This window comes from Streptomyces sp. NPDC102441 (assembly GCF_044765585.1).
In the GTDB taxonomy this organism is placed as follows: Bacteria; Actinomycetota; Actinomycetes; order Streptomycetales; family Streptomycetaceae; genus Streptomyces.
The window spans coordinates 637,710-658,329 of the sequence record NZ_JBIWKH010000001.1; the positions used below are offsets into that span (position 1 = coordinate 637,710).

At 71.1% G+C, this 20,620-nt stretch carries 21 protein-coding genes; 8 read left to right on the forward strand and 13 right to left on the reverse strand.

Annotated elements, in window-relative coordinates; all coding sequences use genetic code 11:
- Positions 1–179: 179 nt before the first annotated feature.
- The 7 genes from ACIREO_RS02945 to ACIREO_RS02975 all read right to left on the reverse strand — a co-directional run bounded on the left by ACIREO_RS02945 (position 180) and on the right by ACIREO_RS02975 (position 8,412).
- Positions 180–1,820, reverse strand: coding sequence for an ABC transporter ATP-binding protein (locus ACIREO_RS02945; protein WP_404104113.1), 1,641 nt, complete (start codon positions 1,818–1,820; stop codon positions 180–182).
- Complete coding sequence (locus tag ACIREO_RS02950) at positions 1,817–2,806, reverse strand: ABC transporter permease (RefSeq protein WP_404104115.1); 990 nt, start codon at positions 2,804–2,806, stop codon at positions 1,817–1,819. Before ACIREO_RS02950 ends, ACIREO_RS02945 begins: the two co-directional genes overlap by 4 nt.
- Positions 2,803–3,810: an ABC transporter permease gene (locus tag ACIREO_RS02955; protein WP_404104117.1), complete on the reverse strand. Its 1,008-nt coding sequence runs from the start codon at positions 3,808–3,810 to the stop codon at positions 2,803–2,805. Before ACIREO_RS02955 ends, ACIREO_RS02950 begins: the two co-directional genes overlap by 4 nt.
- Before the next feature lie 197 nt (positions 3,811–4,007).
- Positions 4,008–5,735 carry an ABC transporter substrate-binding protein gene (locus ACIREO_RS02960; RefSeq protein ID WP_404104119.1) on the reverse strand — a complete coding sequence of 576 codons (1,728 nt, stop codon included), beginning with the start codon at positions 5,733–5,735 and terminating at the stop codon, positions 4,008–4,010.
- Between the two features lie 202 nt (positions 5,736–5,937).
- Entirely contained in the window at positions 5,938–6,033 is a 96-nt protein-coding gene (locus tag ACIREO_RS02965; RefSeq protein ID WP_404104122.1) for an Ms4533A family Cys-rich leader peptide, read from the reverse strand.
- 88 nt (positions 6,034–6,121) lie between these two features.
- Positions 6,122–7,438, reverse strand: coding sequence for a DUF3152 domain-containing protein (locus tag ACIREO_RS02970; protein WP_404104124.1), 1,317 nt, complete (start codon positions 7,436–7,438; stop codon positions 6,122–6,124).
- Between the two features lie 8 nt (positions 7,439–7,446).
- Complete coding sequence (locus tag ACIREO_RS02975) at positions 7,447–8,412, reverse strand: alpha/beta fold hydrolase (RefSeq protein ID WP_404104126.1); 966 nt, start codon at positions 8,410–8,412, stop codon at positions 7,447–7,449.
- A gap of 110 nt (positions 8,413–8,522) precedes the next feature.
- Between ACIREO_RS02975 and ACIREO_RS02980 the strand changes: the two genes are divergently transcribed.
- The 4 genes from ACIREO_RS02980 (at position 8,523) to ACIREO_RS02995 (ending at position 10,377) form a co-directional block, all read left to right on the forward strand.
- Positions 8,523–8,735: a hypothetical protein gene (locus ACIREO_RS02980; protein ID WP_404104128.1), complete on the forward strand. Its 213-nt coding sequence runs from the start codon at positions 8,523–8,525 to the stop codon at positions 8,733–8,735.
- A gap of 168 nt (positions 8,736–8,903) precedes the next feature.
- A complete protein-coding gene (locus tag ACIREO_RS02985) occupies positions 8,904–9,545 on the forward strand; it encodes a TetR/AcrR family transcriptional regulator (RefSeq protein ID WP_099174612.1) in 642 nt (213 codons plus the stop codon).
- A 135-nt stretch (positions 9,546–9,680) separates the two neighbouring features.
- On the forward strand, positions 9,681–9,908 hold the full coding sequence (locus ACIREO_RS02990) for a DUF3107 domain-containing protein (RefSeq protein ID WP_404104130.1): 228 nt from the start codon (positions 9,681–9,683) through the stop codon (positions 9,906–9,908).
- A 196-nt stretch (positions 9,909–10,104) separates the two neighbouring features.
- On the forward strand, positions 10,105–10,377 hold the full coding sequence (locus tag ACIREO_RS02995; RefSeq protein ID WP_404104133.1) for a hypothetical protein: 273 nt from the start codon (positions 10,105–10,107) through the stop codon (positions 10,375–10,377).
- A 41-nt stretch (positions 10,378–10,418) separates the two neighbouring features.
- Here the strand turns inward: ACIREO_RS02995 and ACIREO_RS03000 are convergent, their stop codons facing one another.
- On the reverse strand, positions 10,419–11,165 hold the full coding sequence (locus tag ACIREO_RS03000; RefSeq protein ID WP_404104136.1) for a ferritin-like fold-containing protein: 747 nt from the start codon (positions 11,163–11,165) through the stop codon (positions 10,419–10,421).
- Positions 11,166–11,613: 448 nt separating this feature from the next.
- Between ACIREO_RS03000 and ACIREO_RS03005 the strand changes: the two genes are divergently transcribed.
- Together ACIREO_RS03005 and ACIREO_RS03010 are read left to right on the forward strand one after the other, a co-directional pair.
- Positions 11,614–13,623, forward strand: coding sequence for a DEAD/DEAH box helicase (locus tag ACIREO_RS03005; RefSeq protein WP_404104139.1), 2,010 nt, complete (start codon positions 11,614–11,616; stop codon positions 13,621–13,623).
- A gap of 106 nt (positions 13,624–13,729) precedes the next feature.
- A complete protein-coding gene (locus ACIREO_RS03010) occupies positions 13,730–14,608 on the forward strand; it encodes an alpha/beta fold hydrolase (RefSeq protein WP_404104142.1) in 879 nt (292 codons plus the stop codon).
- 30 nt (positions 14,609–14,638) lie between these two features.
- Here the strand turns inward: ACIREO_RS03010 and ACIREO_RS03015 are convergent, their stop codons facing one another.
- Complete coding sequence (locus tag ACIREO_RS03015) at positions 14,639–15,550, reverse strand: NYN domain-containing protein (protein ID WP_404104145.1); 912 nt, start codon at positions 15,548–15,550, stop codon at positions 14,639–14,641.
- A 212-nt stretch (positions 15,551–15,762) separates the two neighbouring features.
- Here ACIREO_RS03015 and ACIREO_RS03020 point away from each other — a divergent pair, with 212 nt between their 5' ends.
- Positions 15,763–15,915 (forward strand): hypothetical protein, encoded by a 153-nt coding sequence (locus tag ACIREO_RS03020; protein WP_014154223.1) that lies wholly within the window; start codon positions 15,763–15,765, stop codon positions 15,913–15,915.
- Positions 15,916–16,022: 107 nt separating this feature from the next.
- Here the strand turns inward: ACIREO_RS03020 and ACIREO_RS03025 are convergent, their stop codons facing one another.
- The 3 genes from ACIREO_RS03025 to ACIREO_RS03035 form a co-directional block, all read right to left on the reverse strand.
- The gene (locus ACIREO_RS03025) at positions 16,023–16,628 is read right to left on the reverse strand and encodes a MarC family protein (protein WP_404104148.1); all 606 of its coding nucleotides are present in this window, start codon (positions 16,626–16,628) and stop codon (positions 16,023–16,025) included.
- 109 nt (positions 16,629–16,737) lie between these two features.
- The gene (locus ACIREO_RS03030; RefSeq protein ID WP_404104150.1) at positions 16,738–17,604 is read right to left on the reverse strand and encodes a PHP domain-containing protein; all 867 of its coding nucleotides are present in this window, start codon (positions 17,602–17,604) and stop codon (positions 16,738–16,740) included.
- Positions 17,605–17,690: 86 nt separating this feature from the next.
- On the reverse strand, positions 17,691–18,335 hold the full coding sequence (locus tag ACIREO_RS03035; protein WP_404104153.1) for a DUF6758 family protein: 645 nt from the start codon (positions 18,333–18,335) through the stop codon (positions 17,691–17,693).
- Between the two features lie 155 nt (positions 18,336–18,490).
- Here ACIREO_RS03035 and ACIREO_RS03040 point away from each other — a divergent pair, with 155 nt between their 5' ends.
- Positions 18,491–19,723 carry an MFS transporter gene (locus ACIREO_RS03040; RefSeq protein WP_404104156.1) on the forward strand — a complete coding sequence of 411 codons (1,233 nt, stop codon included), beginning with the start codon at positions 18,491–18,493 and terminating at the stop codon, positions 19,721–19,723.
- Between the two features lie 81 nt (positions 19,724–19,804).
- Here the strand turns inward: ACIREO_RS03040 and ACIREO_RS03045 are convergent, their stop codons facing one another.
- Entirely contained in the window at positions 19,805–20,389 is a 585-nt protein-coding gene (locus ACIREO_RS03045) for a suppressor of fused domain protein (RefSeq protein ID WP_404104159.1), read from the reverse strand.
- Between the last annotated feature and the right edge of the window lie 231 nt (positions 20,390–20,620).

The following is a 20,620-nucleotide window of genomic DNA, read 5'->3' on the forward strand; positions in this document are numbered from 1 at the left end:
CTCGTGGGGGTGGGGGGGGGCGGCGTGGGTGGGTGGTCCGGGGGGGGCTGGAGTTTGTTCTTCTTCTTTTGGGGGGCGTGGGTGGTTTGGCCGGCCCACCACCGAAAGGGGTGAACCGGCGTAACTTTCCCACCCTTGTCGCGTTCCGTTGCGATACGCGAGCGCACGGTGACACGGAGTCAGGCTGCGGCCAGCTCCGAGCGGGTCGCGCGGCGCGCCGCGGCGCGTGCGGGATCGAGGGCGGGAACCGCCGCCAGGAGCTGTTTCGTGTACGGGTCCCGCGGCGACCCGTACACCTCGTCGACGGCACCCTGTTCGACGATCCGGCCGTGCCGCATCACCGCCACCCGGTCGCTTACCTGCCGTACGACCGCCAGGTCGTGCGCGATGAAGACGAGTCCGATGCCGAGTTCGCGCTGAAGCTCCGCGAGGAGCGCGATCACCTGGGCCTGGGTCGTGACGTCGAGCGCGGAGACCGGCTCGTCGCACACGATCAGCTTCGGCTCGGCGGCGAGGGCCCGCGCGATGCCGATCCGCTGACGCTGGCCGCCGCTGAACTCGTGCGGATAGCGTGCGTACCGGCCGGCGTCGAGTCCGACCCTTTCCAGGAGTTCGCGCACGCGCTCCCGGATCCGGGTCTCGTCGGTCTCCCCCGCGGCACGGAGCGGATCGGCCACGGACTCACCGATCGAGCGGCGTGGGTTCAGCGATGCGACGGGGTCCTGGAAGACCATCTGGAGCTCGCGGCGGAACGGACGGAGGTCCTTCTCCGGCAGCGAGCCGATATCCCTCCCGCCGTACCGCAGCCGGCCCGCCGTCGGGTCGGTCAGCCGCACGAGCATGCGTCCGAGCGTCGTCTTGCCGCTTCCGCTCTCGCCCACGATGCCGAGGGTCTCACCGGCGTGGACGGTGAGCGACACCCCGTCGACGGCGGTGACGCAGCCGGCGCCCCGGCCGAAGTCACGCCGGAGGCCGTCGGCTTCGAGGAGCGGTTCGGTGTCCGGGGACACGGTCCTCGGGCCGGGGACACCGGCCCGCTTCTCGTCGACCCTGGGCACCGAGGCCAGGAGCTCGCGGGTGTACGGCTGCCGGGGGGCGCCCAGCACCTCGGCGACCGGGCCGCGCTCCACCGCACGGCCGTGCTGCATCACCAGGACGTCGTCCACGCTCTCCGCCGCGACACCCACGTCGTGGGTGACCAGCAGCAGCCCCATGCCCGTCTCGCGGCGCAGATCGTGCAGGAGGTCCAGGATCTGCGCCTGCACGGTGACGTCGAGGGCGGTGGTCGGCTCGTCCGCGACGATCAGCCTGGGTTCGCAGGCCAGGGCCATCGCGATGAGGGCCCGCTGCCGCATCCCGCCGGAGAACTCGTGCGGCCGGGACCGGGCACGGCGGGCCGCGTCCGGGATGCCGACCCGGTCCAGGACCTCGACGGCCCTGGAGCGGGCCGCCCGCCGGGAGACGGAGTTGTGCACCCGGTACACCTCGGCGATCTGGTCGCCGACCGTGTAGTACGGGTCGAGCGAGGAGAGCGGGTCCTGGAAGACCATGGCGGCCTTCGCGCCCCGCAGTGCCCGCAGTTCGGCCTCGCCCGCGGCGCCCACATCCGTGCCGGCGACGCGGACGGTCCCGGTGACCCGGGCGCCGGTACCCCGGTGGAGTCCGAGCAGCGCGGAGGCGGACGCGCTCTTGCCCGATCCCGATTCCCCGACGACGCCGAGGGCGGCGCCCGCCTCCAGGGTGAAGGAGAGCCCGTCCACGGCGCGGACGGTGCCGAAGTCGATGGTGAGGTCCTCGACCTGGACCAGCGGTGTTGTCATGACAGGACCACCCGTCGGTCGGCCAGCGCGTACAGCATGTCCGCGACGGCATTGGCGAGCACCACGAAGAAGCCGGTCACCAGCACCATGCCGACGACCACGGGCAGGTCGACGACCTTGACGGCGTGGACCAGTTCGCGCCCCAGGCCCGGGATCCCGAAGAGGGACTCGGTGAGGACCGCACCGCCGAACATGGAGCCGAAGTCCAGCGCGCTGAGCGCGATCACCGGGGCGAGCGCACCGCGCAGGGCGTGCCGTCCCATGATGGCGGGCTCGCTGACGCCGTACGCGCGAAAGGTGCGTACGTGGTCCTCCGCGAGCGTCTCCAGCATGGAGCTCCGGGTCAGCCGTGCGTATTTGGCCGACTCGATGAGTGCCAGGGACACCCAGGGCAGCAGGAGGCCCCAGGCCCACTGCTCGGGGTTCTCGGTGAAAGGCACGTAGGTGGGCGAGGGAAGCCACCGCAGCGTGGAGCAGAAGATGATGATGAGCAGCAGTCCGATGACGAAGACCGGTGTGGCCGTCCCGGCCAGGGTCAGCCAGGTGAGGACCCGCTCGGTGACCTGGCCCCGCCGCCACGCGGACAGCACTCCCGTGCCGACGCCGAGCAGGATCCAGAGGGCGAACGCGCCGATGACGAGCGAGCCGGTGACCGGCAGCTTGGTCAGGATCAGCTGCATGACCTGCTGATCGCTCTGGTACGAGACCCCGAGGCAGGGCGCGGAGCAGTGCTCCACGCCGGTGCCGGTGGAGAAGTCCCGCCCCGCGACGATGCCCTGGAGGAAGTGCCAGTACTGGGTGTACACGGGGTCGTCGAGCCGGAGCTGCTCGGTCACCTGGGCGACCTGGGCGGGTGAGCAGCGCGGGCCGCAGGCGATCTGGGCGACGTCGCCCGGGGCCACGTAGAAGACCGCGTACAGGACGACGGTCAGGGAGAGGAGCACGAAGACGGCGCCGCCCAGCCGCCGCAGCAGGAACCCGGTCATGACGCCTGCTCCTTCGTACGTTCCGTGCGCTCCTTGCGTCCGGTGCCGATCCGCAGCCGGGAGGCGGCCCGCGGGTCGAGTGCCGTACGGACGCCCTCGCCGAGGACGGTCAGGGCGAGCACGGTGACGAAGAGCAGCCCGGCGGGCAGCAGGAGGTAGGTGGGGGCCGACTGGTACCAGGTGTCGGCCTCGGTGAGCATCTGCCCCCAGGACGGCGTGGGCGGTTTGATGCCGACGCCGAGGAAGGACAGGGCCGCCTCGACGGTGATGTTGCCGGGGAAGAGCAGCGCTGCGTACGTGATGACGGGCGCGGCGAGCGAGGGCAGCAGTTCGCGCCGGGCGATGCTCCACCGCCCGCGGCCGGCGAGCCGGGCCGCGGAGACGAAGTCGAGAGATTTCAGGGCGAGCGCCTGGGCACGCACGATCTTCGACGTGCCCGCCCAGTTGATGCCGCCGATGACCAGGGCGATGAGGACGGGCCTGGGGAAGGAGGCCGGGACGATCGCGAGCAGGGCGAGGGCGATGACCATGAGCGGCAGCGCGACGTTGATGTCGGTGATCCGGCTGAGGACCTGGTCGACCCGGCGGCTGCCGAGGGCCGCGGCGAGCCCCACGGCCACGCCGATGGCGACCTGGAGGACGGTGGCCGCGACGGCCACGCCGAGCGAGACCCTGGCCCCGTACACGACGCGGGCGAAGAGGTCGCGGCCGGTCTGCGGTTCGACGCCGAACCAGTGGTCCGCGCTGATGCCTCCGAAGGAGCCGATGGGGACCCCGCCGGCCGCCGAGTCGACGAGGGCGGGGTGGTAGGTGTTGGGGTCCTGGCCCGCGAGCGCGGAGAGCAACGGGGCCCCGAGCGCGGCCAGGAAGAGCAGGAGGACGACGGCAGCCGCGACGGCGGGCGCGCGCTGTGCGCGCAGCCGCAGCCAGAACTGCCGGGCCCCCGAGGCGGGGGCGGCGACCGGCGCCGCTCCCGCCTCCTGGACCAGAAGTGCTTCCGACATGGTTGGACCGTCCGGCGGTTGGGGGGTGGGTGAAGGAGCGGGGCTGGGTGCGTGCAGCTGCAAGGCGGAGGAGGGAGGCAACGCGGAGCGATTGGGGTCTCCCCTGGTCATGGGGGTCCCCCCGCTCGAGCGAAGCCGAGAGCTTGGAGGAGTGCGTGCCCAACCCCGCGACGCCGCCCCCCAATCGCCGGACGGTCCTACTTGACCGCCGCCTGGGAGATGTCGAGAACGCCGGTCCAGTCACTGATGACCACGTTCTTGACGTCCTGGCCGACAAGCCGCTTGTAGACCGGGTGGAAGAGCGGCACGGTCAGTGCCTGCTCGCCGATCTTCTTGTCGAGCGCGCCCCAGCGCCTGGCGGCGGCGTCCAGGTCGGTGAGCTTGTTGATCTCGTCGATCTCCTTGTTGACCGACGCGTCGTTCAGGAAGCCGGTGTTGAAGTTGGCGCCGTCCTTCACGATCTGGCGCCCGTCGAAGATCGGAGCGAGGAACGGGCCTCCGGAGGGCCAGTCGGCACCCCAGTGGGCGAGGAAGAAGCCCGGCTCCTTGGACGCGCTGTGGATGGTGTCGGCGTAGTCGTTGCTCTCCAGGCCCTTGAGCCCGACGGTGATTCCGGCCTTCTTGAGCGCGGCCTGGAGCGCCGTGGCGATCTCCGGGCTGGTCTCGAAGTCCTTGTCGTTGGAGTGCGTGAGGGTGACGGTCAGCCCCTTGGGGTAGCCGGCCTCCTTCAGCAGCTCCTTGGCCTTCGCGGCGTTGCCGGTCTCACCCGCCGGAAAGTGGTCGTAGGGCGTGTGGCCGAAGGACTTCTGGTTCGGCAGGTAGGTGGTGGCGGGCTCGGCGAGCGAGGATCCGCCGGCCGCGTTGACCACGGAGGAGCGGTCGACGGCGTAGGAGATCGCCTGGCGCACCTTCGGGTCGTCGAACGGCTTCACCTTCGGGTTGAAGGCGATGTAGTTCGTGTAGCCGAAGTGGCCGGTGCCGACGCGGGCGGCGAGCCCCTTGTCGCCGGAGACCTTGGCGAGTTCGGCCGGGCCGAGGTTGGTGTCGGTGGTGACGGCCGCGGCGTCGGCGCCCTGCGAGGCGGAGAGACGCTGGTTGATGACGGCGGAGTCCAGGCCGGAGCGTACGTCGATCCTGTCCGGGTAGGCCTTGCGCTCCTCATCGGTGTCGGCCGACCAGTGCTCGTTGCGTTCCAGGACGAGGCGCTCGCCGTCGTTCTCGTTCGAGACGACCTTGTACGGCCCGGAGGAGACCGGGTGCTCCTCGTACTTGGTGCCCGTGTCCTCGGCCTGGGGCACCGGGGTGGTCTGGGTCTGGGTGGCGAGGTAGGGGAACTCGCCCTCGGGCTTGTTCAGGTGGAAGACGATGGTCTTCTCGTCCGGCACCTCGATCGAGTCGAGGCCCTTCTTGTCCTTGTACGGGCCCTGGTAGTCGGCCCCGCCGATCAGCCAGTCGCGCAGATAGGGCGCGCCGCCGGAGAGTTCGGCGGCGAAGGACCGCTCGATGCCGTACTTGATGTCCGCGCTGGTGATCGCGGTGCCGTCCTCGTACTTCAGTCCGTCCTTGAGGGTGTAGGTCCAGACGGTGGCGTTCTTGCTGGGCGTTCCCAGGTCGGTGGCCAGGTCGGGGACGACCTCGGCGCCCGCCGCGCCGTTCTCGCGGTTGCGGGTGGTGAGCGTACGGAACACCAGGGAGGGGACGTTGCCGCCGCCGGAGGTGTAGAGCCGCGCCGGGTCGAAGTCCTCCGTCGGGTTGCTGTTGAGGACCGTGAGGGTGCCGCCCTTCTGCGGCTTGCCCGAGGCGCCGGAGCCGCCGCTTCCCCCGTTGTCCTGGGGCCCGGCGCAGGCCGCGAGTCCGGCGACCAGGGCAAGGCTGACGGCGGCGGTGGTCGCCACGCGGCGCGATATGACGGACGGCTGACTCATCGGAAGATGACCTCTCGGTGTGCTGCGGCAGGGAGAAGAGATGGGTCCGTGCGGCGCAGCGGGTCCCGCCCCGGTGACGGGTAAGGGGACCGGATACCGAAATGCCGCGCCTGCGGACGGAGTACGCCCGGGCGCGGCAGGAGGAAGTGCGGAGGAGCCCGGAAAGGGCTCGTCAGGGGGCCGACGCGCGCTCGAGCAGGCGTCAGCGACAGAGAACGTCGGCTACGCAGTGCCCGGCCACGCCGAGCAGCGCCAGCTCAAGGGCGGCGCGCTCGGTGAATGCGGGGCTGCGTGACATGCGGAGAAATATGGACGACCCCTCCCCTGATGTCAACGCGCGCTGAGACGGCCGTCCCACCATGCGGACAGATCGACTTCCCGTGGTCTCAACTCCCCGGATAAACCCATGGGTTGGGGCGGCACTTGATGCCGTCCAGGTCCAGGGTCTTGGTCTGCTGCTGCATCACGGGCGCCAGGGCACCGGGGGTGCGGCAGCTCACATGGTTGTGCCCCAGCCGGTGGCCGACCTCGTGGTTGATGAGCATCTGACGGTAGGGCAGAAGCTTGTCCGCCCCGAAGGTCGAGGCGCCCTGCGCCCAGCGGTAGGCGTTGATCATCACGCGGTCGGTGGCGGCGGAGTCGCACGAGACGTTGTCCTCGGTGGTGTCCAGGCCCGACTTCTCGCACCAGACACCCGTGGTCCCGGGACTCGCGAGAGTGATGACGAAATCGGGTTCGCCGGAGGAGATCCGCTCGAAGGTCATGGCGCCGTCGTGCGCCCAGCTCCGGTCGTCGTTCAGCGTCTTCTGCACCGCCTCGGCGAACAGTCCCGCGTCGAGACCCATCCCCTGTTCGATATCGATCCGGTATCGGTGCTTGTCTCCCTTGCCGGGAGCCTTCGCCAGCCCCGGTACCGCCTCGAACTTCCCGGACGCCTTCAGGTCCGGCGCCAGCGGGAAGGCGGTGGCCATCTTCTGCGCGTACGACAGGGGCTTGACCTCCTGCCGCTGCACCTCGGGGGTCGCCCGGTCCACCGAACGGGAGGCGTCCTCGGAGTCCTGCCGGTCGACGCCCGTGGTCCCCGGGCCGCCCCCCACGCTCCCGGAGTCCTGTGCCACCTGCCCGGCCACCACGACCGCGAGCACCGTGGTCACGGCGGCGGCCGCGATCCCCGTGAACGCGCGGCCCTTGCCGCCCTTCGCCGCCGGGGCGTCGCCGTCCGGTACCTCGTCGGGTCCGCCGGGGTCCATGGAGGTCCGGGGGGTGTCTTCGGGCGGAACCGGGGGTGCGGGACGCGAAGGCTCGGTGTCGAACGCCTCCACGAACTCCCTGCGCGGGCCCGGTATGAGCGGGGCACTGCCGGTCTGCGGCCCGGACGTGCGCCGCCCGGGCGCCTGCTGCGCCGCCTGCTGCCGCGCCATGGCGGCCTGCCTGGCGCGGATGGGCTCCTGGGCGCCCGGCCCCCGGCCGTCGTACTGCGGCTGCGGACCGCTCCCCCAGCCGCCGCCCGGCTCACGCTGTTCGGGGTGCCCGCCGCGCACCTGCGGTGCTGGAGCGTCGCGGAACGGGCTGTGGCCTTCCCGCGGAGGCGGTGTGGCGGAGTCCCGCCCACGCCTGCCTGCCCCGCGCTCCGGACCGGCACCTGTCGCGGTCCCGGTTTCGCGCCGGGTGGCCTCGGGGCCCTTTCGGCTGTGTCGTCCCACGCCCCGGATCAGCTCCCGCCACGTTCGTCGAGCAGTTCCCGGAACGCCTGGGCGATCGCCTCCGGGTACTCCATCATCGCCACGTGCCCCGCGTCGGGCAGTGACAGCAGGCGCGAATCGCGGAAAGCCGCGGACGCCCTGCGTGCCATCCGGTACGAGACGAGCTGGTCCCGTCCGCCGTACACCAGCAGGGTCGGTGCGAGCACCCTCTCGGCCTGGCGCCACAGCCCGTGCTGTCCTCCCAGCGTGTAGGCATCGACGATGCCCCGTGCCGAGCGCGTCATGGCGTCCCAGAAGTACGGCAGTTCAAGCCGGCGCTCCATCTCGGCCACCGCGTGGCGGAAGGCTTCGTCGGAGATTCGTGCCGGATCGCCGTAACAGAGTGCCATGGCGCCGCGGGTGCGCTGCTCCGCGGTCCAGTCCCGGGTGAGCCTGGCGAACAGGGATGCGACGCCCGGGAGTGCGAGCAGGGCGGTCGGCACTGCGGGCCGCTGGACCCGGATCTCGGGCAGGGCCGGGGAGATCAGCGTCAGCGTGCGCACCAGATCGGGCCGGGCGGCCGCGACCCGGGTGGCAACAGCGCCGCCCAAAGAATTACCGAAAAGGTGAACGGGCCCACGCCCGCCCGCGTCCAGCAGCCGGATCACCGCCCGGGCGTGTCCGGTGACGGAGTAGTTGCCGTCGTCCGGTGGCGGGGAATCCCCGAAGCCGGGCAAATCGACCGCCTCGCTGTCGAGCGTGTCCGCCAGCAGCGGCATCAGGGCCGACCAGTTCTGGGAGGAGCCACCGAGACCGTGCACGAAGAGGGCGGGAGCCGGGCCCTCCGTCCGCGCCGGGCGGGAACGGACGGTCAGAGTGAGGCCGGGCAGCGAGACGGAGCGCAGCTTCTCCCCCTCCGCGACCCGGACGGCACCGACCTTGGGTGCCACCGCGGCAGCGGCGGCTTGGATACCGGGCAGCTCGGTCGAAGACATGCGGCAATGTTACGAGACGATCACGCGGTGGTTCATGTGTTCGCAGTCACAGACCGCATAGCGCACCCTGGGGGTTGCTCCTAGGCTGCAGGAGAGGGAAGGGAGTCACCATGACGGTCGACCCGAGCGACCCGGAGACCTTCGAGGCACAGCCGGACGAACCGGACCCCGAAGCCCCTGAAGCAGACACCGCCGAACAGCAGGCCACCGTCCGGCCGGAGCGTGACGAACCGGTCACCGGCATCGACCGAGGCGCCGCGAACGAGGCGGATGCGGCGGAGCAGGCCCGCGTTGTCACACAAGATGAGGACGATTACCGGTAAAACGCACCGCTTTGCGGCATTGGCCGACGTATCTGTGGCTACCGCAGCCGTCCGGTCCGTGAAATTCTGCGTCCGCGCCGCGCATACCCGGGTTACTCAAAAGTACGATGGCCCCACGGCGCAGCGTGCACGGTACGGCTGTGTTCGATCACGAATTTGGGAGGCGGCGTGACAGCCATCGAGCAGACAGAGGCGGCGCGCCCGCGGGGCACCCGGCTGCCCCGCCGTGCCCGACGCAATCAGCTGCTGGGCGCCGCCCAGGAGGTCTTCGTCGCCCAGGGCTACCACGCCGCGGCGATGGACGACATCGCGGAGCGGGCCGGCGTCAGCAAGCCGGTGCTCTATCAGCACTTCCCCGGAAAGCTGGAGCTCTACCTCGCTCTGCTCGACCAGCACTGCGAGTCACTGCTCCAGGCGGTCCGTACGGCGCTCGCCTCGACCACGGACAACAAGCTGCGTGTCGAGGCGACGATGGACGCCTACTTCGCGTACGTGGAGGACGAGGGCGGCGCCTTCCGTCTGGTCTTCGAGTCCGACCTGACCAACGAGCCGGCGGTCCGCGAGAGGGTCGACCGGGTCTCGCTGCAGTGCGCGGAGGCCATCTCCGACGTCATCGCCGGTGACACGGGCCTGTCCAAGGACGAATCGATGCTGCTCGCGGTGGGACTCGGCGGCGTCTCCCAGGTCGTGGCGCGCTACTGGCTCTCCAGCCCGTCGGGCATTCCGCGTGACTCGGCCGTACAGCTGCTGACGTCGCTCGCCTGGCGCGGAATCGCCGGATTCCCGCTGCACGGCGCCGATCAGCACTGAGTCCGGCGGGAACCGCGGCCGGTGTTCGCTGCGGGCGTTGCCGGTCGACCCGTGGTCGGTCCCTTCACCGGGCTAATGTGTGCTGCGTACGGCGCGGTTCACCGCGCAGAGTCGGACCGTCGGAGGGACATAGCCGTGGAGGTCAAGATCGGGGTGCAGCACACGCCCCGCGAGATCGTTCTGGAGAGCGGACTTTCCGCCGAAGAGGTCGAGAGCGCGGTCGGCGAGGTGCTCAGCGGCAAGGCGAAGCTGCTCAGCCTCACGGACGAAAAGGGCCGCAAGGTCCTGGTGCCGGCCGACCGGATCGCATACGTGGAGATCGGCGAGCCCAGCACCCGACGGGTGGGATTCGGCGCGCTGTAGCCCGCGCGACACGGCAGCAGAGGTGGAGGCCCGGCGGAATCGTCCGCCGGGCCTCCACCTTTTCTCCCCCGGATCCGCCCCCTGTTCTTCCCTCGGTGGGGTTCACAGGGGCCCGGGAGGGTTGTATCCCACGGGCCCCGGGTAAGACCGCCTACGACCGACCGACCGCCGCGCCAACAAGCGAGGTGAACCCTCTGTGCTCTGGGAATCCATCAGCGCCGTCGTGCTCGGACTCGCCCTCTCGTGGGGCGTGCTCCACTCTCTGCCCGGCCGGCTCCCGTCCTCCCGCGTGGTGTTCGTCACGGGTGGTCTGGGTGCCCTGTTCGGCGCGTATCTGACGCACTCGGCACTGGGCTCCGGCCATCTCCTGGCGACGCCCGCCGGCGCCGTGCTGGTCGGGGCGGTGACCCTGTCCCTGCTGATCCGCCCGCGCGGCAGCCGCCCGGTGCGGTCAGCGGCGGCTCACTAGGGCCTCAGGTTCCGGGGCCGCCGAGGCCCGGCCCCGGCCGGTCAGGCCGCGAGGCCGAGGGCGGCCATCCGCTTGGTGTGGGCCTCGGTGATCCGGGAGAACATCCTTCCGACCTCGGCCAGGTCGAAGCCGTCCGCCACGCCGCCCACGAGCATCGTGGACAGCGCGTCGCGGTCCGCGACCACCCGCTGCGCCTGCGAGAGAGCCTCTCCCATCAGCCTGCGCGCCCACAGGGCGAGCCGGCCGCCGACGCGGGGCTCCGCCTCGATCGCGGCCCGCACCTTCTCGACCGCGAAGTTCCCGTGGCCCGTGTCGTCGAGCACGGAGAGGACGAGGGAGCGGGTGTCCTTGTCCAGGCGGGCCGCGATCTCCCGGTAGAAGTCGCTGGCGATCGAGTCGCCGACGTACGCCTTGACCAGGCCTTCCAGCCAGTCCGACGGGGCCGTCTGGCGGTGGAAGTCGTCCAGCGCCTTGGCGAACGGCTCCATGGCGGCGGTCGGCGTCTCGTCGATGGCCGTGAGCCGGTCGGTCAGCTGCTCGAAATGATGGAATTCGGCGGACGCCATCTTCGCCAGTGCCGCCTTGTCACCGAGTGTCGGTGCGAGTTTCGCGTCCTCGGCGAGCCGCTCGAAGGCCGCGAGTTCCCCGTAGGCGAGCGCGCCGAGCAGATCCACCACCGCGGCACGGTACTGCGGGTCGGCGGACGCGGTGGCCCAGTCCTGGGCGGCGATTCCGGTCGGTGCGGGTGCTTCGTCGGATGCTTCAGTGGCGTTGTCAGGCGTCTCCATGCAGCGCAGAATAGCCCGCCCCGGCGGGGGCGGAAGGGGCTGGCCAGCGGGAGACATCACACCGTTCCGATGAATTCGCCCAACACGTATGCGCGAATCCGGGGTACAGTGGTATTGCGCTTACTGAGCATTAGCTGTGCCTGAAGCGCGACCTTGAATGAGGATGCCCGGTCGGTGGCCCGATCGGCTCCGACCCGACAGCCCTCCACGCGGGGCGTACATCATGTGCGACCGCAGATGAGGGGCCCCCTCAGCGGCACGAGCGCTCGAGCGACGGCAGTGGTCCCGCGCCACCCGGCCCATCCACGGCCGGATGACCAACCCCGGCACGGTACGACCCCCGCGTTCGCCTCGGGCCGCGTCTCACAGAAGAGGCAGCACCCTGACTACGTTCCGCGACCTCGGAATCCTTCCCGAGACAGCCGAAGCCCTCGAGGCGGTCGGCATCATGTCCCCCTTCCCCATCCAGGAGATGACGCTCCCCGTAGCGCTCTCCGGCTCAGACGTCATCGGCCAGGCCAAGACAGGCACCGGCAAGACGCTCGGCTTCGGCCTTCCGCTCCTCGAGCGTGTGACCGTCCCCGCCGACGTCGAGGCCGGCCGCGCCGCGCCCGAGAAGCTGACGGACGCGCCCCAGGCGCTGATCGTCGTCCCCACCCGTGAGCTCTGCCAGCAGGTCACCAACGACCTCCTCACCGCCGGCAAGGCCCGTAACGTCCGCGTTCTGGCGATCTACGGCGGCCGGGCGTACGAGCCCCAGGTCGAGGCCCTCAAGAAGGGCGTCGACGTGATCGTCGGCACCCCGGGGCGCCTGCTCGACCTGGCGGGCCAGCGCAAGCTCGACCTCTCGCACATCCGTGTCCTCGTCCTGGACGAGGCCGACGAGATGCTCGACCTGGGCTTCCTGCCCGACGTCGAGCGCATCATCACGATGCTGCCGCCGAAGCGCCAGACGATGCTGTTCTCGGCCACCATGCCCGGTGCCGTCATCAGCCTCGCGCGCCGCTACATGTCGCAGCCGACGCACATCAACGCCACGTCGCCCGACGACGAGGGCACGACCGTGAAGAACACGGTGCAGCACGTCTACCGCGCGCACAACATGGACAAGCCCGAGATGGTCTCCCGCATCCTGCAGGCCGAGGGCCGCGGACTCGCGATGATCTTCTGCCGTACGAAGCGGACGGCCGCCGACATCGCTGAGCAGCTGGAGAAGCGCGGCTTCGCGTCCGGCGCGGTCCACGGCGACCTCGGCCAGGGCGCCCGTGAGCAGGCGCTGCGCGCCTTCCGCAACGGCAAGGTGGACGTCCTCGTCTGCACCGACGTCGCCGCACGCGGCATCGACGTCGAGGGTGTGACCCATGTCATCAACTACCAGTCGCCGGAGGACGAGAAGACGTACCTCCACCGCATCGGCCGTACCGGCCGCGCGGGCGCCAAGGGCATCGCGGTCACGCTGGTCGACTGGGACGACATCCCGCGCTGGCAGCTGATCAACAAGGCTCTGGACCTGAAGTTCCCGGACCCGCCGGAGACGTACTCCACGTCCCCGCACCTGTACGAGGAGCTCAGCATCCCGGCCGGCACCAAGGGTGTCCTGCCGCGCACCGAGCGGACCCGTGCGGGTCTGCGCGCGGAGGAGGTCGAGGATCTCGGCGAGACCGGCGGCCGTGGCCGCAAGTCCGCCCCCGCCGCCTCCTCGGCTCCCGCTCCCCGCGAGGAGCGTGCGCCGCGCACGCCGCGTCAGCGTCGTCGCACGCGGGGCGGAGGCGTCCTCGACGAAGCCGCGGCCGTCACCGTCCCGGCACCCGCCGCCGAGGCAGCCGGTGAGGAGACGTCGGAGACGCGCACCCCGCGCCGTCGGCGCCGCACCCGTGCCGTGGTCCCCGAGGCCGTGACGGAGGCAGCGGTGGCCGTGGTCGAGGCCCCGGCCGTCGAGGCCCCCGTCGTCGAGCCCGCGCCCGTCGCCGAGACCGAGCCGGCCCCGGACGCGAAGCCGCGCCGCCGCCGTGCCCGTGCCACGACCACGGCCACGAAGCCCGCCGTCGTCGCGCCGGCCCCGGCCGCCGAGCCCGTGGTGGACTTCCAGACCGTGGCCGTCTCCGCACCCGTGGCTGAGCCCGTGGCCACCAAGCCGCGCCGCCGCACCCGGGTCGTGAAGCCGGCCGACGAGGTCGACTTCCAGATCGCTCCGGTCTCCGAGCCGGTGACGGACACCAAGCCGCGCCGCCGTCCGCGTGCCGCCGCCAAGCCGAAGACCGAGGCGGTGGCCACCACGGCGACCGCCGAGGACGTCGCGGAGGCCAAGCCGCGCCGCCGTCGGCCGCGCGCCACGGCCGCGGAGAAGGCCGAGACCGCCGCGGTCACCGAGATCACGGCGGACGGCGAGGCGGCACCCGCGAAGCCGCGCCGCCGCAGGTCCCGCGCGGCGGTCGCCGCCGAGACGACCGAGGGCTGATCTCCGGCCGCAGTCACCTCCGTACGGCCCCGGTTCCCGCACTGCGGGGGCCGGGGCCGTACGTCTGCCCGGGCGGAGCGCGGCCCCCGGCGATACCCTCGGGCGCATGAGCCGGCCGCCCACCTTCACCCCGCCCCCCTGTGCCCGCGCCCGCGTACTGCGTACCGAGCGCGGGGACTTCGCCGTGCTGGACGCCGCACCACCCTCCGGCGCACACTCCACCGCCCTCCTGCTGCCCGGGTACACCGGCAGCAAGGAGGACTTCGTCGCGCTGCTCGAACCTCTCGCCGAGGCCGGCTTCCGGGTGCTGTCCGTCGACGGGCGGGGGCAGTACGAGACGGAGCGGACTGGCCGTCAGAACCCTTACGCGCAATCCGAGTTGGCGCGTGACGTGCTGGCGCAGGCAGCCGCTGCCGACGATGCCGACCTGCCCGGCGGCATCCATCTGCTCGGGCACTCCCTGGGCGGTCAGATCGCCCGCGCGGCGGTGCTGCTGGATGCCACGCCCTTCTGTTCGCTGACCCTGATGTCGTCGGGTCCCGCCGAGATCGACCCCGCCCAGCAGAAGAAGGCGCGGCTGCTCAGCGACGCCCTGGGCCGCTGGAGCATGGCCGAGGTCTGGCAGATGATGCGCGCCATGGACCCGCCCGAGGACGCGGACACGGGCGACGGCGAGGAGCTGCGCCGCCGCTGGATGCGCCATGACCCGGCGCAGCTGATCGCCACAGGCGCGCAGCTGTCGTCCGAGCCCGACCGGGTGGCCGAGCTCGCCGCGCTGTCCCTCCCCGTGCACGTGGTCTCGGGCGAGCGCGACGACGTCTGGCCCGTTCCGCTGCTCGACCGGATGGCCCAGCGGCTGGGCGCCCGGCGCACCGTGATCGAGGGCGCCGAGCACTCCCCCAACACGGCCCGCCCGGAGGAGACCGCGGCGGCCCTCGTCTCGTTCTGGGAGAGCGTCCGGCCTTCACCGGTCCGCCCCGCCTGACCTCCGTCGGCCCACCCCGGCGGCCGGGTGTCAGTACTGCGCCTGCAGGTGCTGCCAGAAGCCGTCGCGCAGCGCCCGGCGCAGATGGGCGTGGCCGCGCAACGAGTGCTGGAGGAGGCGTTCGGCCTCGACGAGCAGGTCCTGGTCGACGGAACCCGGCAGATAGGGGTGTCCGGGCAGCAGGTCGGCCAGGGACTCACGGCCGCGCGAGGAGAGCCAGCCCGCGGCGATCTGCGCGCCCACGAAGCGCACGTCCTCACGTGCGGGCGCCGGACTCTCGTCGTCGTACATCGTGACGGAGCGCCGGGTCACGTACGGGCGGCAGAAGTCGAGGTCGAAGGTGCGCTGGCTGTCGACCTCCCAGAGCAGGGGTTCGGCCTGGTTGCGGCCTTCGCCCGCCTCGATGCCCCAGAGGTGGACGCGGGCGCCGTAGCCCTGGGCGGCCTCGACGGCCGAGACGAGGTCCTCGTCGCCGCCGACGAGTGCCGCGTCGCTGATGGCGCGGTGCCGGGCGAGCGACTCGAGGTCGGTGCGGATGAGTGAGTCGACGCCCTTCTGCTGGTTGTTGGCGTTGAGGTTGCCGAGCCTGACCTTGACGTCGGGGAGTTCGGCGATGGACTGCTGCTCGACGGTGTGGATCCGGCGCCTGGCCCCGTCGTACCAGTACACGCGCAGCAGCCTGCTGTCCGCGAAGATCGTGCGGGCCTTGTCGATGAAGGCCTCGATCAGCCCTTCCGCGTCCAGGTCGAAGGACCGGCGGTCCTCGGTGCCGGTGACGAGCAGCCCGCCCGCCGCGTAGACGTACCCGGCGTCCACGAAGATCGCGTGGGTGGAGGGGGTCTTCGACACCTCGGCGAGTACACGCAGGAGCAGTTCGTTGGTGCGGTCCAGCTGTTCGCGAATGCCCGGCCCTTCGTCCGTCCGCGCGTCCGGGTGACTCATACGGACCTCATTGTCTGCACATGGCTGATTACCGACGGGTACTTAGACATCCAAAAAATTTCCTTAGCGTAGGGAATGTTTGCAGTGAGCAAGCCGTTGTACCCCCTGAGGAGCACGGGACGTGTCGACGCCCTGCGCTCCCCATCCTTGCGGACGGCCAGCCCGTCCTCCCAGTAGTTCTCCAGCAGGAGGATCAGACGAAGGGAAGCCATATGCGCTTCGAGATCATGCGACTCGACGATGTCGACGGTACCGCCGTGGACAGCACCGTCGTGGACGCCGCCTCCGTCAACCGGATCGTGCAGCAGGCCGCAGCAATGGGCCAGCGCATCTACATCCGGCCGGCCGACACGTCGGCTTCGTAACACCTTGTATCGCTTGGCGTCGCTGGTTTCGAGCGGATGACGAGCTGAAGACGAAGCGCCCCCGCACGGAGGGCCTGTGCGGGGGCGCTGTGGCGTCCAGGGCCGGGTCAGGCGTTCTGGATGACCTGGGTGACACCGTTGATGATCTGCTGTACGGCGATGGCGGACAGCATCATCCCGGCCAGCCTGGTGACCAGCACGACGCCCCCGTCCCTGATGACCCGGATGATCAGCAGCGAATAGCGCATGGTCAGCCAGAGCACGACATGCATGGCGACGATCGCGGTCCAGACCGAGATCTGACTGCCCATGCTGTCGGCGTGCTGCACCGCGAGGATCACCGAGACGATCGCACCGGGCCCGGCGAGCAGCGGCATGCCGAGCGGTACGAGGGCCACGTTGACGTCCTTGGTCTGCGTGGGCTCGTCCGTCTTGCCGGTGAGCAGGTCCAGTGCGATGAGCAGCAGGAGAAGTCCGCCCGCGATCATCAGCGCGGGGACGGAGACGTGCAGGTAGTCGAGGATCTGCTGGCCGAGCAGGCCGAAGACGGCGATCACACCGAACGCGACGGCGACGGCCTGCAGGGCCATCCTGCGCTGCACCTTGGCGGGGCGGCCCGCGGTGAGGGCCAGGAAGATCGGGGTGATCCCGGGCGGATCCATGATCACGAAAAGGGTGAGGAAAAGGGATCCGAAGACAGCGATGTCGAACACGATGAGCCTTGCGAGAGAAGAGCGGGCCGAACAGGAGGATGCGCGCACCGGCACGCCACGAGGACGCACGGGGGTGCGAGGGAGGAGGAGCGAGGGAGGGAGAGCCCCGTTACGCGGGGGCCGGTCCCCCGGCGCCCGGCACGGGGAACGCCCCCGTGGCGCGCCGGGTGATCTCGCCGTAGATCTCGGGGTCGGTGGTGTACTCGCCGAGCCGGACGGTCTTGCGCGTGCCGTGGTAGTCGCTGGACCCGGTCGGCAGCAGCCCGAGATCGGCGGCGAGGCCCCGCAGCCGGGCCCTGGCGGGCTCGTCGTGGTCCATGTGGTCGACCTCGATGCCGTCGAGACCGGCGGCGGCCAGCCGCGCGATCACGGCTTCGGAGACCACTTCGCCGCGCTTCACGGCGAGTGGATGAGCGAAGACCGTCACACCGCCGGCGGCCTTGACCAGCCGGACCGCGTCGAACGGGTCGAGCTCGTGCTTGTCGGCGTACGCGCGACCGCCGTTGCCCAGCCAGGCCGAGGTGAAGGCGTCGGAGACGGTGTCGACGACGCCGAGCTCCACGAGCGCGGTCGCGACGTGCGGGCGGCCGACCGAGCCGTCCCCGGCAATCCGCGCGACCTGCTCCCAGGTGACCGGGACGCCCAGCTCCTGGAGCCTGCGCACCATGGCCTGCGCCCGCGGCACCCGGTCGTCCCGGACGAGCTCGCGCTCACGGGCCAGCTCGGGCTCGGACGGATCGAAGAGGTAGGCCAGCATGTGCAGGCCGATGCCGTCGACGCGGCAGGAGAGCTCGGCCCCGGTGACGAGCGTGAGCCCCTCGGGGAGGGCGGCCGTCGCCTCCGCATGGCCGCGCACCGTGTCGTGGTCGGTCAGAGCGACGACGTCGAGGCCGGCCTCCGCCGCGTTGGCCACCAGCTCCGCCGGGGTGTCCGTGCCGTCCGAAGCGGTGGAGTGGGTGTGCAGATCGATGCGCACGACGCGTACTCCGGTGCTGGCGGGCGGACAGGGGACGCTCAAGGATAACCGCCGGGCGTCACCCTCCTGCCCTTGCCGCCACCGGGTCAGGGCCGTGTGAGCAGCCGGGGGGTGAGCGCCCCGCACGGCAGGAGATCCACTTCCCCTCCGGCGTCGCGGAGATCGGTGAGCACCAGTTCGTCGTACATCAGGAGCCCGGACTGTTCGGGCCAGACGATCGCCCAGAGCCACAGGCCACGCGCCTCGCCCGCGAAGACCGCCCGGTCGGCGGGGGCGTCCTTGACGTGCCAGAGGGGGGTGGGGCGTCCCGCCGCGAGCACCTTGGCGTCGGGCGCCGTCTCGACGGCCAGGCCGGAGCCGGGGTCGAGGCCCTCGATGCCCGCATAGCGTGCGCCGAGCCCGACACCGAGCTCCTCCGCGACGAGCAGCAGCTCCCCCATGCCTCCGAGCGGACCGGGGCCGGAGCACACGACGGCGGTGGCCCGGCCGCCGCTGCGGTCGTCGCCCGCGTACGCCGCGCCGGTGAACAGCCAGCCCACCGGGAGCGGCCAGGGCATCCACACCGGCACCTGGGCCCGGTGCACCACCACGCCCAGCGCCTCGACGCTGGGCGGGACCACCGGCTGCATCGGGTGCACCTGGCCGTGCACGGAGCACTGCCAGGCATCGGCGAAAAGGCCGGGCGCCCTGACCCGGCCACCGCACTTCGGGCAACTGGGTTCGCCCCTCATAAAGACCCACGGTCCTCTCCGGCCGTCGCCGCGTCAAGGACGATCACCCGTCCGCAGCGCGGCTCCGGCCGGGATATAGATGTGGGTTGCATCTATTAGCGTGTCTAACTTATTCTGTGTATAACGCAGCGGACTGGTGGAAAGCGAGAGAAGCCATGCAGGCAGAGGATCCGTTCGACGAAGGGGCGACCAGCATCCTGCGTCAGCCGAAGGCCGTCTGGGCCACGGCGGGCGCCTCGGTCGTGGCCTTCATGGGGATCGGTCTGGTGGACCCGATCCTGCCGTCCATCGCCAAGGGGCTCGAGGCCACACCCAGCCAGGTGTCCCTGCTGTTCACCTCGTACTTCCTGATCACCGCCGTCGCGATGCTGGTGACCGGCTTCGTCTCCAGCCGCATCGGCGGACGCAAGACCCTGCTGGCCGGCCTGGCGCTGGTCGTCGTCTTCGCCGCGCTCTCCGGGACGTCCTCGTCCGTCGCCGAGCTCGTCGGCTTCCGGGCGGGCTGGGGCCTGGGCAACGCCCTGTTCGTCTCCACCGCCCTCGCGGTGATCGTCGGCGCCGCCGCCGGCGGCGCGTCGGCGGCGATCCTGCTGTACGAGTCGGCGCTCGGCCTCGGCATGGCGTGCGGGCCCCTGGTCGGCGCCCTGCTCGGTGACGCCAGCTGGCGCTACCCCTTCTTCGGCACCGCCGCCCTGATGGCGATCGGGTTCCTGTGCATCACGGCGTTCCTCAAGGAGCAGCCCAAGCCTGCCCGGAAGACCTCACTGCTGGACCCGGTCAAGGCGCTCGGCCACGGCGGGCTGGCCTCGGTCGCCACGTCGGCGTTCTTCTACAACTACGCGTTCTTCACGATCCTGGCCTTCACGCCCTTCGTCCTGAACATGTCGCCGTACAGGTCGGGTGCGGTGTTCTTCGCCTGGGGCCTGCTGCTCGCCGTCTTCTCGGTGCTCGTCGCACCGCGCCTGCAGCGGCGCTTCGGCTCGCTGAAGGTGGTCGGAGGCTCCCTGGTGCTGCTCGCCGCGGACCTGGTGGTCCTGGGGTACGGCAACCACACGACGGCCATCGTCTGCACCATCGTCTCGGGCGCCTTCATCGGCATGAACAACACCGTCTACACCGAACTGGCGCTCGGCGTCTCGGACGCGCCCCGCCCGGTGGCGAGCGCCGGCTACAACTTCGTCCGCTGGTTCGCCGCGGCGGCGGCCCCCTACCTCGCGCCGAAGATCGAGGAGTGGAGCGACATCCACATGCCGTTCGTCGTCGCCGCCGTCGCGGCCCTCGTCGGTGCGGTGGTCATCTGGGTCCGGCGCACGGCGCTCACCCACGAGGCAGAGGAGCTGGAGCCGCGTCACGCCACGGAGGACAGCGTCACCGTCTTCGCCGACTGATCCGGCGGTCTCCCTCTTCCCGCCCCGCCCACGGTTACGCTCCTGACCGCGCGGCGGGGCTTTCGCATGCCCCGGGGGCCGTCAGTCGAGCGGTACGGACGCGCGCAGCGGGTCCCGCAGGTCGGTCCCGTGCGAGAGCCAGCGCTCCTGGAGCTCCTGCGCACCCCTGACCCGCTTCCAGGCCGCCTCGTTGTGCGTCATCGGCAGCAGCGGGAGGAAACGCACCGGGTCCATCGGGGCATCCAGCTCCAGGTCCTCGACCAGGCCGCCCGGCTCGGCGACCAGCACGGAACTGAAGGGCGCCCCGGCCCACAGCGGCTGCCCGAGGTCCAGTGACGCCCCCGGCGCCACGATCAGCCCCTCCACCTGCGGGGACGCCGCCAGCACCGCGAGGGGCCGCAGCACCTGGTCGGTGTCAGCGAGCCCCACCCGTACGGAAAGGAGCAGTTCGGCGCGGGGCCCCTTCACGGGGTCGGCGAGCGGCGAGGTCGGGTCGGCCATGGGCTGTGCGGCCATGCCGAGCGTGGCGTAGCGCACCACGTCGCCGTCGATGAAGCGGAGCACCTCGAAGCGGTCCGTGCCGAGGAACGTCACATCCGCACGTGCGTCCGGCTCCCCCAGCGCCGTACGGAGCCGGGCCTCGACCAGATCAAGAATTTCTCCCATGCCGCGAGCATAGAACGCGTAAGGAACGGGAACAGAGAGGGATTGGCTCCTCGCCCGGCTGATAGCCTGAGGCGTCGGTCGGGACAGCGCGCAGAGCGCGCTCTCAGTCCTGACAACACGTGATCCCCCACGGGGGACCGGCCGGAGGAGGTGGGGCTGCAATGGATCCAAGTCGACCGTGCAGTACCAACCGCCCTTCCGCACGACGCCTTCCTCTGTGATCTGACGCCC

Coding starts and splice junctions, on each gene's coding strand:
- ACIREO_RS02975 (WP_404104126.1), bottom strand. CDS start 8,412: ATGTCTTCGACCGAGCTGCCCGGTATCCAAGCCGCCGCTGCCGCGGTG.
- ACIREO_RS02950 (WP_404104115.1), bottom strand. CDS start 2,806: ATGACCGGGTTCCTGCTGCGGCGGCTGGGCGGCGCCGTCTTCGTGCTC.
- ACIREO_RS03015 (WP_404104145.1), bottom strand. CDS start 15,550: ATGAGTCACCCGGACGCGCGGACGGACGAAGGGCCGGGCATTCGCGAA.
- ACIREO_RS02965 (WP_404104122.1), bottom strand. CDS start 6,033: ATGTCACGCAGCCCCGCATTCACCGAGCGCGCCGCCCTTGAGCTGGCG.
- ACIREO_RS03000 (WP_404104136.1), bottom strand. CDS start 11,165: ATGGAGACGCCTGACAACGCCACTGAAGCATCCGACGAAGCACCCGCA.
- ACIREO_RS03035 (WP_404104153.1), bottom strand. CDS start 18,335: ATGAGGGGCGAACCCAGTTGCCCGAAGTGCGGTGGCCGGGTCAGGGCG.
- ACIREO_RS03040 (WP_404104156.1), top strand. CDS start 18,491: ATGCAGGCAGAGGATCCGTTCGACGAAGGGGCGACCAGCATCCTGCGT.
- ACIREO_RS02960 (WP_404104119.1), bottom strand. CDS start 5,735: ATGAGTCAGCCGTCCGTCATATCGCGCCGCGTGGCGACCACCGCCGCC.
- ACIREO_RS03045 (WP_404104159.1), bottom strand. CDS start 20,389: ATGGGAGAAATTCTTGATCTGGTCGAGGCCCGGCTCCGTACGGCGCTG.
- ACIREO_RS02945 (WP_404104113.1), bottom strand. CDS start 1,820: ATGACAACACCGCTGGTCCAGGTCGAGGACCTCACCATCGACTTCGGC.
- ACIREO_RS03010 (WP_404104142.1), top strand. CDS start 13,730: ATGAGCCGGCCGCCCACCTTCACCCCGCCCCCCTGTGCCCGCGCCCGC.
- ACIREO_RS03005 (WP_404104139.1), top strand. CDS start 11,614: ATGTCCCCCTTCCCCATCCAGGAGATGACGCTCCCCGTAGCGCTCTCC.
- ACIREO_RS03020 (WP_014154223.1), top strand. CDS start 15,763: ATGCGCTTCGAGATCATGCGACTCGACGATGTCGACGGTACCGCCGTG.
- ACIREO_RS02980 (WP_404104128.1), top strand. CDS start 8,523: ATGACGGTCGACCCGAGCGACCCGGAGACCTTCGAGGCACAGCCGGAC.
- ACIREO_RS02955 (WP_404104117.1), bottom strand. CDS start 3,810: ATGTCGGAAGCACTTCTGGTCCAGGAGGCGGGAGCGGCGCCGGTCGCC.